The sequence below is a fragment of the Mucilaginibacter sp. P19 genome (genome assembly GCF_050632265.1).
Classification (GTDB): domain Bacteria; phylum Bacteroidota; class Bacteroidia; order Sphingobacteriales; family Sphingobacteriaceae; genus Mucilaginibacter; species Mucilaginibacter gossypii.
The window spans coordinates 2,009,741-2,022,522 of record NZ_CP192586.1 but is presented as its reverse complement, the minus strand read 5'-3'; the positions used below and the strand labels follow the sequence as shown (position 1 = coordinate 2,022,522).

Here is a 12,782-nt window from a genome sequence, read left to right as displayed (position 1 = left end):
TTCCAATCAGGGAAATTTGCCTGGCTAACTTTCAACTTTCTTAAAAAATTATTACCATGGCTAAAGAAAACACGCCTGCAAATTTTGATTATAACTCAACCAGGAATAAACTGATCCTGTCTGAATATGGCCGTAACGTACAAAATATGGTTAAATATATTGTAGCGCTGCCAACCAAAGAAGAACGCAACCGCTACGCACAGGTAGTTATTGACCTGATGGGCTTTTTAAACCCCCACCTGCGCGATGTGGCCGATTTTAAACATAAACTGTGGGACCACCTGCACATCATTTCTGATTACCAGATTGATGTGGATTCACCGTACCCCAAGCCATCGCCTGATGCTGTGCATATTAAACCAGCACCGTTAAACTATCCTCATCAGCGTATCAAATACAAGCACTATGGCAAAACCATTGAGCTGATGATTGAAAAGGCCAAGGCCATTGAGGAGCCTGAACGTAAGCGCCACATGATCCAGGCGATAGCTAACTTTATGAAAATGGCCTATGTACAATGGAACAAAGACTCGGTGAGCGATGAAAGCATCCTGTCAGATCTATATGCTTTATCGGGCGGTACGTTGAAACTGGAAGAGAACATCAACCTTAACCGCGTTGATTTCCGCCCTAATAACTTTCAGCAAAACAATACCAATAATAACAACCGCGGCCGCAACAATAACCAAAACAATCAAAACCGTGGCGGCGGTAATGGCGGCAGGCAAAACAATAATCAAAACCGCAACAACAACCAAAACCGCAACCGTAACAACGGCGGCGCAAAAAATATTAACCCCACCCAACCCTCCCCTTCAGGGGAGGGCTTTTGCTTTTCTTCTGCTTTCCCTCTTTCATAAAAGTATCTTTTGGTACAGGATATTTAGCAAGGTTTTTCCATTAATTTTCTAATCTTTGCCGCATATAAATTATTTGACAAAACCGATCATAGCTTTTACAGTTTATCATTGGTGATCTTATCAATTATCCGAAACTCCGCATGACTAACGCATTTGTAATAAATGGCGGCAAACCGCTAAAAGGTGAAATAACCCCTCAGGGTGCAAAAAACGAAGCTTTACAGGTTATATCTGCCGTATTGCTTACTGAAGAAAAAGTAACCATCAGCAACATCCCCGATATTAAGGATGTAAACAAACTGATAGAGCTGCTTGGCGATATGGGCGTTATTGTTGAACGTATTAACGAGCATACTTACACCTTTGAGGCCAAAGACATCAACCAGGATTTTTTCTTGTCTGAAGCTTTTAAATCAAAGGGTGGCGGCTTACGTGGTTCTATCATGATAGTTGGCCCCTTGCTGGCACGTTTTGGCAAAGCATCAATCCCTAAACCAGGTGGCGATAAAATCGGTCGCCGCAGGTTGGATACCCACTTCCTGGGTTTCGAGAAACTGGGGGCCCAATTTAATTACAATCCCGAAAATGGTTTCTTTAATGTAGATGCCTCCAACCTGCAAGGTACTTATATCCTGCTGGACAGAAGCTTCTGTAACAGGAACGGCCAACGTGGTAATGGCCGCGGTATTAGCCAAAGGCACTACTACTATTTACAACGCCGCCTGCGAGCCTTACCTGCAGCAGCTTTGTAAAATGCTGAGCCGTATGGGTGCTAAGATCAGCGGTATTGGCTCAAACCTGCTAACGATTGAAGGTGTTGAAAAATTAGGCGGTACAGAGCACCGATTATTGCCCGACATGATCGAGATCGGTTCATTTATCGGCCTTGCAGCCATGACGGGATCTGAGATTACCATTAAAGATGTTCAATACAAAGAATTGGGCATGATCCCCGACGTTTTCAGGCGTTTAGGTATTAAACTGGAGCTTAGAGGTGATGATATCTTTATCCCGGCCCAGGAACATTACGAAATAGAGACTTTTATCGACGGCAGTATCATGACCATTGCCGATGCACCATGGCCTGGCTTTACTCCCGACTTATTAAGCATTGTGCTGGTTGTAGCTATCCAGGCAAAAGGTTCGGTACTGATCCATCAAAAAATGTTTGAGAGCCGCTTATTCTTCGTGGATAAACTGTTGGATATGGGCGCGCAGATCATTCTTTGCGATCCGCACCGTGCAACCGTTATTGGCCTGGATAACCAGGTTAAACTGCGCGGCATTTCCATGACCTCGCCAGATATCCGTGCCGGGGTTTCATTGCTGATCGCCGCACTTTCGGCACAAGGCCAGTCAACCATTTACAATATTGAACAAATTGAACGTGGCTATCAGCATATTGATACCAGGCTTAAAGCTTTGGGCGCTGATATAACGAGAATATAAGCAGAAAGCTTAAGGCCGAAGGCTTAAAGCTCAAAACATAAGGACAAGCAAAAGCTTTAAGCCTTATGCTTTGAGCTTTTTGCTTTATGAGGCTTTCTGCTTTATAAATATATTTTTATAGCTTTATGCTTTCAGCCTTCGGCCTTTAGCTCAAAACCCATTATATTAACAATGCCTTACAAAAACCGGAAATCTACCTACGTTTATTTTGTACTGATATTTGTATTTATTAAAGTTGTTCTTAATCTTTTCGCGATATCGCATTTTGGTTTTCACAGGGATGAGTTTTTGCACCTTGTATTGGCCGATCATCTGGATTGGGGATACAAGGAAGTACCGCCGTTTATAGCCATCCTGGCAAAAATCTCTGTAACTTGTTTTGGCAACTCCGTTTTCGCGGCACGATTGTTCCCTACCCTGTTTGGAGGACTTATTGTGCTGCTTACCGGACTCATCGTCATTGAATTTGGCGGAAAGAAGTTTGCTATAACCCTTGCCTGTTTGTCGCTCATTTTTGCGCCTGCCTTTGCAGCAAGTGACTATCTTTTTCAGCCAGTAGTATTCGATCAGTTTTGGTGGGTATTAACGGTTTGGCTGCTCGTAAAATACCTCAACACTACCGATGTAAGGTACCTATACTGGCTTGGCGCAGCCGTTGGCTTTGGCGTACTTACTAAGTACACCATGCTGTTTTTCGCGGCTTCACTTGTTATTGGTATCCTTATCAGCAAGCAGCGTAAATTACTGTTCAATAAGCATATTCTTGGTGCTGCCTTCATAACAATAGTTATCGTACTGCCTAACCTCATCTGGCAAATAACACATCACATGCCTGTATTTACGCATATGAAAACCCTGCGTGAGCAGCAGTTGGATTACATTACCCCAACCGACTTTATTAAACAACAATTACTGGTCAATGGCGTAGCTTTATTTGTATGGCTTAACGGACTGGCGTTCCTGATATTTTCATTCAGGCTACGTAATTTCCAGTTTCTGGCATTGGCTTACGCGCTCATCTTCTTTTTTTACTGATGATGGATGGTAAAAGCTATTACATATTTGGCGCCTACCCTATGCTGTTTGCGGCAGGGGCTTTCGGTTTCGAACGTTTATTAAAAACGAGTGGGTATGTTTTGCGTACTGCGACAATTATTTTATTTACTTTACCAAACCTTGTTTTATTCCCGATAGTACTGCCTATACTCCCGCTATCGCAAACGCTGGCATTCTTCAGGTTTGCCGATAAACATCTCCCGCCTGCTCGCTTTGCCATGACCTGGGAAGACGGTAAAAAACACGCCACCACCCAGGATTATGCCGACATGCTGGGCTGGGATGATATGGCAGCATTGGTTGATAAAGCTTACAAAAGCCTTAATGCCAACGATCAGAAACAAACTTTAGTTTATGCCGATAACTACGGTGAAGCCGGCGCCATCCATCATTATGGTAAGCAATACGGTTATCCCGATGTAATATCACTGAACAGCAGCTTTACCCTTTGGGCACCCGATAGCCTCAAATGCAAATACATGATTTATGTAGATGAAAACGGCGGAAAAAATATTAAGGAATTTGTGGAAGGGAAAATGATAGGCAGTTTTACCAAAGTTGGAGAGGTAACCAATCCGCTTGCAAGAGAGAAGGGTACGGCTGTGTTTATCATTACACCAAATTACCGGTTAAATCAAAGGTATAGCCCGGAATTGGCGAAGAAGAGGTTGGAGTAGTGAGGTGAAAGGCAAAGGGCTAAAGGCAAAAGGCTTATCTTTTAAAAGTCAGGTAATAAATCGCTTTTCTCAAACGTTTTAACGCAGTCAAATTAAACCTGCCATAACATGAAATATGTTCTATCATTATTTTTGCTGCTCCTCATCTTATCGTGCAATGATATACGCCAGCAAAATGAAAAGAACATTTTAGGCAATTGGATTAAAGTTAAAAATCCGGCCACAGCAAATAGAAATATTGTTCTTGAAGTTCCGTATTTTGATAATGCAGGCTTTAACTTTTATAAAAATGGCACTTTTGAAAATAAAACCAGTTATTTAAGGCGAACAGACAGTACCACAATAAACCTTGGAGGTGGTTCAAAATACAGGATCGACGCTGATAGTCTGTACTTGTTAAATCCTAACGGCAATAAATGGGAGGCCCACCTATTAACCAAATTAACTCCTGACACCTTGCAATTTGATTTATGGAATAATAAGCTTGCTACCTTTAAGCATTACAAACCCGGAAACCATAAAAATCCCACCTTCGAAAAAATCGTTTTATCTACATCCGGATGTTATGGATCGTGTCCGATCATGAGCATTATATTGAATGATGATGGGACTATATTATTTAAAGGATTGGAATATACCGGTAAAAAAGGCTTGTTTGAAGGTAAAATCACGAAAGAAAAGTTCCAACAACTACAAGCAAATTTTTCCAAAGCTGATATCGCTTCACTAAAGGATAGGTATAACGTATCTCGGTCAGATGATGAGACAATAAGCACCACATTCATACAAAATGGGAAAATTTACAAAACCATTGATGACTATGGTAGATCTGCCCCTTTTGAGTTTACCTGGGCGTATATCCCTGTACGCTACCTTTATCAGCAATTGAGCTTAACAAAGATGCCCATACCACCATTTATTAGTTCAAGATTTAAAAAAATAAGGGGCTCAAGTTTTAGAAAAGGTAAAAAGATTGCAGAATTAACTGAATCAGAAGCTTTTTTATTATCTGACTACCTGCGTAATGGAAAGGTTACTGATATTACTTTTGCTCAGCGGTTTAACCTTGTCATCGAATATAGTGACTTGCCACGAGATACCATTAAAACCAATGGTCGGTTTTTCACATTCAAAATAAAAGATAAATTTCAAACTGTTGATATCGGATTCAACTTTTATGACGTAAATCAGCAGCAATGGAAATGGCGTAAAATTTATGACTACGATTAGTCGTGAAAGATAAAAGGTGCTATGCGATGGGCATAGCACCTTTTATCTTTCACGTTTAACCTCACCTGCTAAGCTGATATAGCGTTTATAATATCATACTGGGTAATAATCTCGATTTTACCCTCCCCGTCTTCAACAAGCACAGCAATATTATCTTTATTGATCATCGCCGAGATCCTGTCTATCGAAGTATTCAGATCAACAAAGGGGAACGGAGCTGTGGTAATGTTTTTGATCGGCTGCGATTTGATTGAAGGGTTTTCGATCAGCGAATCAAGGATATCACTCTCGGTGATCTTCCCAATTACCATACCTTTTTGCGTAACCGGGATTTGAGAGATATTGAGCGATTTAATAGTATTAATAGCCTCAAGCACGCTCTTTTCGCAATCAATGGTAATGATTTCCTGTACATCTTTTTTGCTGATGATATCGCGGGCGGTAAGTTTCTCGTCTTTCAGGAAACCACGGTCGCGCAGCCAGTCGTCATTATACATTTTTCCAAGATAGCGGGTGCCATGGTCCGGGAAGATGATCACCACCACATCGCCCTCTTTAAACTTATCCTTCATCTGCAGCAAACCAGCCACGGCTGAGCCTGTTGAGTTACCGGAAAAGATCCCCTCCTTACGGGCAATTTCGCGGGTCATGAGGGCGGCATCCTTATCGGTCACCTTTTCAAAGTGATCTATCAGGCTAAAATCAACGTTTTGTGGCAGGAAATCTTCGCCAATACCTTCGGTGATATATGGATAGATCTCGTTTTTATCAAAAACACCTGTTTCCTTGTATTTTTTAAATACCGAACCATAAGTATCAATACCTAAAATCTGTATGGCAGGGTTCTTCTCTTTCAGATAACGGGCAATACCTGATATAGTACCACCAGTACCAACACCTGCAATAAGGTGGGTGATCTTGCCTTCAGTCTGCTCCCAAATTTCGGGACCAGTACTTTCATAGTGCGCCTGCGAGTTGCTCAGGTTATCATACTGATTGGGCTTCCATGAGTTAGGGACTTCCCGCTCCAGGCGTGACGATACCGAATAGTATGACCTTGGATCTTCAGGTTCCACGTTAGTAGGGCAAACAATTACCTCGGCCCCAAAGGCGCGCAAAGCATCAAACTTTTCTTTTGACTGTTTATCGGTACTGGTAAAAATACATTTATAGCCTTTGATAACGGCCGCGATAGCCAGTCCCATACCGGTATTGCCCGATGTGCCTTCAATAATGGTACCGCCGGGTTTAAGCTTACCGCTTTTTTCGGCGTCTTCAATCATTTTAAGGGCCATACGGTCTTTAATGGAGTTGCCGGGATTGGTTGTCTCTATCTTGGCTAAAACAGTAGCTGGAATGTCTTTTGCTACTTTATTCAGTTTTACCAGCGGCGTATTGCCAATGGTATCGAGTATGTTGTTGTACCACATAATTTAAATCTCTACTAACCCGGTATATAAAGCAGGGTTACGCCTCAAAAATAAGTTTCTTAAATGATATTTCTTTTATGGAAAAGTAAATAGATCTGCATCCTATAAACACACAAGCATAAATGTAATAAATTCAAACCGGTGGTAATTACCACAAAACATACCTAAACATGCAGGCAACACTAAAAAGATCGTTATTATTTTTTAGTTTCTTAAGTTTTTGTATAACTGCCGCATTTGGGCAAAAGCCGCTTACCCCAAGCCGGCAAAGCAGTTATTATACTTATATATATAAAATAACGGCCGGCGATGTGTTTAAATTTTACCGCTACCCGCGTAAAAAACCTGACGAGCAAATATTACACAACCCCATTGACTCGTTTAAAACAAACGATAAATGGAACAATACCCTCCTTCTCGGCAACTATTTGAAAGTAGTGGCCAAAAAGAACGTGCTAAGCTATTCGCTTATCGAAAACCGCTCGGCCAATTTAAAACTGCTGGCTAATAACTATGACCTCCGCTTTATTTTGGTTGACCAGGCAGGCAAAGCTATTAACAACGCTTTAGTGCAGTTTGACAATCATACCGTTACTTATGATTCAAAGGCCGGCTTGTATATAGCTAATCCTTCAAAAAGGGATACCATACTAAAAGTTGATTACGCGGGCGTTACCAACTATTACGTTATAAAAAAACAGCAGCGCTCATCTTATTATCATTACAATCCGTATCGCAATATGAGCTTTTTTAAAGCTGCCTGGAAACGCTTTAAAAACCTGTTTAAGGGACACGATAAATATTACAGCCGCCAGCCCGCAGATAATTATGAAGGCTTCATTGTATTTAACAAGGCCATTTATAAACCACACGATACGGTAAAATTCAAGGCGATCATCTTAAATAAAAAAACAAAACAACCTGTAACCACAGCTCAGCTTTTAGTACGGCTCAAAGAACGGTATGAGGATGACGGTAAGATCATAGGCAAAGTAAACAGTTACCGCGAAGGAGCTTATGAATATAGCTTTGCTCTTACTGATAGCCTCGACCTTTCACTTGATGAAGATTATACCATCTCGCTCGAAGATCAGTCAAGCGAAAAGTACAAACTTGACGATTATAAAGGCGATGACGATCAGGGCTTTTTAGCCAAACGCAAGGTTTTTTTGACGGGCCGGTTTAAATATGAAGAATACGAGCTTAAATCAATAACCTTCAGCACCAGGATTGATAAAGAAAAACACGGGCCCGGAAATCCGGCTACATTATATTTAAAAGCAGTTGACGAAAATAACCTGCCGGTTACGGATGGCAGGGTTACTGTTACATTCAATACCCGTGGCACCGGTATGCGCAGGCAAAACTACACTTTTGTGCCCGACCAGCTTTGGACACACCAACTACAGCTTGACCCGGTTGGTGAAACCAGGCTAATTATCCCCGATTCTATTTTCCCGAAGGCAGATATTACTTACACCATTAATTCAGAATTTCTGAACAGTAATAACGAACAGCAATCGGCCAATAACGATATGAGTTACCGGTACAGCCGGTTTAGTATTACCGCCAAGTTAAACGGTGATACACTAATAAGTACCGCCTTTGATAATGGAAAGGCCGTAAATGCTATGGCTACCATCAGCGCCCTTAACGCAAAGTATGATACCATAACCAGGGTCAGGGTAATGCTCCCGGCAAAAACCATCATCAATCCTTATGCCGATAGTTACAATATCGAAACAGACAGCGCCTATGCCGACCTCGACCTAAAAGATAATAACGCCGGCATCTCGCTATCGGGCTACCGCACCGCCGATTCGGTGTTTGTAAAGGTTGACAACCCGCGGCACCTGCATTTTTGGTATTCGGTATTTGGCGGCAACAAATTAATTGATGCAGGGCAGGCCAATAACCTGTTTTATGTACGTGCTTATAATGATCAAAACCTCCTAAACTTTCAGGTGCATTATATCTGGGCGGGTGAAAGCAAAACCGAAGCCACCGATATCATGTACCGCGATAAGTTGCTGACCATCAACGCTCGTCAGCCAGTGTCGGTTTATCCCGGGCAGCAAGCTAAAACCGACATCGTGGTTACCGATGCCAAAGGCCAGCCCGTAGCCAATGCTGATTTAACGGCCTGGTCAATGACGAGTAAGTTTGCCGACTACAAGGCGCCGTATGTGCCATACCTTGACAAAGGTTTTCCGTATCGCAAGCAAAAAATGGGTTTTAATACCGGCAATATAAATGGCGATGGTTCATTACAGCTCAACTGGAAGCGCTGGAGTAAAGAAATGGGGCTTGACAGTATTGCCTACTACCAGTTTACTCACCCCGAAAAAATTTACCGGGTTGAAGAAGATGCTAAAGACTCGCTAACCCAGGTAGCGCCTTTTGTGATTAAAAACGGCGATGTATTGCCCGTACACATCCTTTATATTGATGACCGGCCGGTGTACTTTGACCAAACACAACAGCTTAAACGCTACAGTTTCGCGGTATCGCCGGGCAGGCACATGTTCCGGTTCAGGACCAGCCATCAAAACATTTGGGTAGATAGTGTAGATGTACAAAAATCGAAAAAGCTGATCTTCAGCATTAATGCTGATAATGCGCACTCAACAAAGGTTTTGGATACATTGAGTACCTATGAAAGCGACTTCATCAACCGTTACCTGATTACCGTTATCAATAATTTTGGCTGGAAGATGGCCCTCCTTACCCAAAACGAAAAGGTATTCATGATCAATCCCGACCCGAACTATGGTTACCGGAACAACAGCGTACTCATAGGTCCTTCGGTCGAAAACTTTGCCAATTTAGATGTACAGGGCAGTGGTTCGCGATATTTTGTTACCGAACCAGGCTATTCTTTTCAGTTTGAGCCCGGTCTTATCAAACAAAAAAGCATCGCTGCTGCCTATCCCTTCAATCCCATACTATCTTCATACCACGGCCCTGCCGATGATTATACACAGCAGGTACTTACCCAACCTGAGGCCGAAAGTATCTGGCAGCAATATCTTGACCTGCGCAGCAACACGCAATCACTTTTTGTAAACCCCGTTATTACGGGCGAAACAGGTAAACTAAGTATGAGCATCGATCAACCTAAGGGCAAAAAACTGCTGGTTAAAAACCTGATCGTTTATAAATATGATGACCCGGACTTTTTATTGATCTATCCCGGCAATACCACATACATTAATAACCTAAACGCCGGCAGGTACAGGCTTTTATTTTTACTTAAGGGCGATAGTTATGATATTAAAGAAAATGTAACCATAAAAACAGGCGGCACTAATTTTTACAACTTTACGGTGTTGCCCACGCATGTTAAAGATTCGGTAGGTGTTCGGATCAGCAACATTATCAATAACAGGACGGGCAGCTATAATCACGGTGACCGCGAAATAGAAAACGATGCCCTGAAAATAAAAGAGGCCTTTAATGATAAATATCTTGATACCGGTACTTTCGGCGACATGATGAGCGGAACAATTATCGCCAGCGATGATAAATTAGCTGTGCCCGGTGTAACCATAAAGGTAAAAGGTTCATCAACAGGCACACTCACGGATTTAGCCGGGCGCTTTAAATTAAAAGTTCCCAAAACCGGCAAGCTCATTATAAGCTTTATAGGCTACGACACGCAGGAGCTAAACATACAACCCGGGGCAACTGTCAGGATAACCTTAAAACCAAGCTCAAAATTATTGCAGGAGGTTATGGTTATTGGATATGGTGCGGTAAAAAGAAGTGAGACCACGGGCGCGTTGGCAATGGTATCTTCCTTAGAGGGGAGGGTTGCCGGTCTGAATATAAACGATGGCGGGCCCGGAGGCGGTATCAATATTATGATTAGAGGAATGGCATCATTACCGTCGGCCCAGCCGCTGATTGTGGTGGATGGCGAAATTGTTGATAAGCTATCTGACGTAAATAAAGATGACATTGCAGAAATTAGTGTATTGAAAGACGCCGCTGCCACGGCAATATACGGTGCCCGGGGCTCAAATGGCGTCATCGTGATCAGAACCAAAGCTAAACCCGGTTTGGCCGGAAGCAAAGGGGCCGACAGCACACAAACCGGCAGCACGCAAACCATGCGTAAAAACTTTTCAGACTACGCCTACTGGCAGCCTAAACTCAGTACCGACGAGCATGGCAAAGCCAGCTTTATGGTTACTTACCCTGATGATATCACCAACTGGCGAACGTTTATCATCGGCATTACCGGCAATAGGCAAACCGGCTTTACCGAAAGCAGCATCAAATCATATAAACCTTTAAGCGCCAATTTCATTGCGCCGCAATTTGCCATAGCCGGCGATGAAATGAACCTGATTGGCAAGGTGATGAACTATAATAATACCTCCGCAAAGCTTACCCGTATTTTTAAATACAACGGACAAACCCTGAAACAGGAGGAACTGGAAGTTAAAAACTCCAAAATTGACACACTTACTATTACTGCTGCTGCCGCTGCTTCTATCGCTCCTACCGACAGCCTCACTTTTGAGTATACCATTAAACGGGATAACGGCTATTTTGACGGCGAGCAGCGCAGTATCCCGGTGATGCCCCAGGGGGTTAAAGAAACCAAAGGAGTTTTTGAAGCACTTGACCGCGATACCACAGTGAACATGAAATTTGATCCGGCTTTGGGCCCTGTTACTTTCCGGGCAGAGGCTTCTGTATTGCCCGCGTTGACTGAAGAAACCCGCAAGCTGAGGGAGTACAAGTATCTATGCAATGAGCAGCTGGCTTCAAAATTGAAAGGCCTGCTCATGGAACGGCGCATTAAAAAGTTTTTGGGCGAAGAGTTTAAATACGAGAGAAATATAAAAGACGTAATTAAAAAACTACAGGAAAACCGCAAAAGTAACGGCACCTGGGGCTGGTGGAAGGATAGTAACGAAGAACTCTGGATCAGTCTGCATGTAGTAGAAGCGCTTGTAGATGCCCAAAAAGAGGGCTACGCTGTTGAACTGGATAAACAAAAATTAACCGACTATCTCGTCTTTCAGCTTGAAAGTTACAAACGCAGGGACAAAATACTTTGCCTTCAGTTACTTCATAAACTGGGAGCGAAAGTTGATTACCAGAAGTATGTAACAGGCATTGAAAAAGAGCAGGCTAAGGATCAAAAAACCTTCGACTACAAATTGTCAGGGTATGATAAGTTAAGAATGATGTTATTACGGCAGGAATCTGCCCTACCCATAAAAATGGACAGTTTAATCAACACAAGCAAACATACTATGTTCGGTAACTTATATTGGGGCGAAGACGGTTATCGCTTTTTTGACAATTCGGTACAGTTGAGTGTATTAGCCTACCGCATTATCAAAAACGAAGGCAGGCATCCCGAGCTACTAACCAAGATCCGCGGCTACTTCCTTGAACAACGCCGGCTTGGTGACTGGCGTAATACTTATGAATCGGCGCTGATACTGGAAACTATTCTGCCAGATCTGTTGACAGAAAATAAACAGGTCAAACCATCGCAGATCACGCTTACAGGCACAGATACAAAAACGATCGACAAATTCCCTTATTCGACAACGCTAACTGATAAAACGATCAGTATCAGCAAAACCGGCAGTCTTCCTGTGTACATTACCGGCTACCAGCAGTTCTGGAACAGCAAGCCCGAAAAAGTGAGTAAAGATTTTACAGTAAATACCTGGTTTGAGCGTAAGGAAAAAACAATAACCACCCTGAAAGGCGGTGAACCTGTATTATTAAAAGCAGAAGTAACAGCCCGCGGCGATGCTGATTTTGTGATGATAGAGATCCCGATACCTGCCGGATGCTCGTACGAAAGCAAGGAGCAGCAATGGGACAATAATGAAGTACACCGCGAATATTTTAAGGAGAAGGTAAGTATATTTTGCCGCAGTCTTAAACAGGGCAAATATACATTCACCGTAAACCTCATCCCCCGTTACAACGGCAAATACACCCTAAATCCGGCCAAAGCCGAACTGATGTATTTCCCGGTATTTTACGGCAGAGAGGGGATGAAACAGATTGTCATTGGTTCATTTGTTCATTAGTTCATTGGTATG

6 protein-coding genes and 1 pseudogene are annotated in these 12,782 nt (G+C 42.7%); 6 read left to right on the top strand and 1 reads right to left on the bottom strand.

Going from position 1 to position 12,782, the window contains the following annotated elements; genetic code table 11:
• The first annotated feature begins 56 nt into the window (after positions 1-56).
• The 5 genes and pseudogenes from ACQ86K_RS09630 (at position 57) to ACQ86K_RS09610 (ending at position 5,272) form a co-directional block, all read left to right on the top strand.
• Positions 57-860, top strand: a complete 804-nt coding sequence (locus ACQ86K_RS09630) for a DUF4290 domain-containing protein (protein WP_431200250.1) — start codon at positions 57-59, stop codon at positions 858-860.
• 140 nt (positions 861-1,000) lie between these two features.
• Positions 1,001-2,309, top strand: a pseudogene (murA, locus tag ACQ86K_RS09625) (UDP-N-acetylglucosamine 1-carboxyvinyltransferase).
• 171 nt (positions 2,310-2,480) lie between these two features.
• Positions 2,481-3,344: an ArnT family glycosyltransferase gene (locus ACQ86K_RS09620; RefSeq protein ID WP_431200249.1), complete on the top strand. Its 864-nt coding sequence runs from the start codon at positions 2,481-2,483 to the stop codon at positions 3,342-3,344.
• A complete protein-coding gene (locus ACQ86K_RS09615; RefSeq protein WP_431200248.1) occupies positions 3,344-4,042 on the top strand; it encodes a hypothetical protein in 699 nt (232 codons plus the stop codon). Before ACQ86K_RS09620 ends, ACQ86K_RS09615 begins: the two co-directional genes overlap by 1 nt.
• A 108-nt stretch (positions 4,043-4,150) precedes the next feature.
• Positions 4,151-5,272, top strand: a complete 1,122-nt coding sequence (locus ACQ86K_RS09610; protein WP_091176379.1) for a DUF6438 domain-containing protein — start codon at positions 4,151-4,153, stop codon at positions 5,270-5,272.
• 68 nt (positions 5,273-5,340) lie between these two features.
• Here the strand turns inward: ACQ86K_RS09610 and ACQ86K_RS09605 are convergent, their stop codons facing one another.
• Complete coding sequence (locus ACQ86K_RS09605; RefSeq protein ID WP_091176382.1) at positions 5,341-6,702, bottom strand: cystathionine beta-synthase; 1,362 nt, start codon at positions 6,700-6,702, stop codon at positions 5,341-5,343.
• Between the two features lie 170 nt (positions 6,703-6,872).
• Between ACQ86K_RS09605 and ACQ86K_RS09600 the strand changes: the two genes are divergently transcribed.
• Positions 6,873-12,770, top strand: coding sequence for a carboxypeptidase-like regulatory domain-containing protein (locus tag ACQ86K_RS09600; RefSeq protein ID WP_091176384.1), 5,898 nt, complete (start codon positions 6,873-6,875; stop codon positions 12,768-12,770).
• Positions 12,771-12,782: the final 12 nt, after the last annotated feature.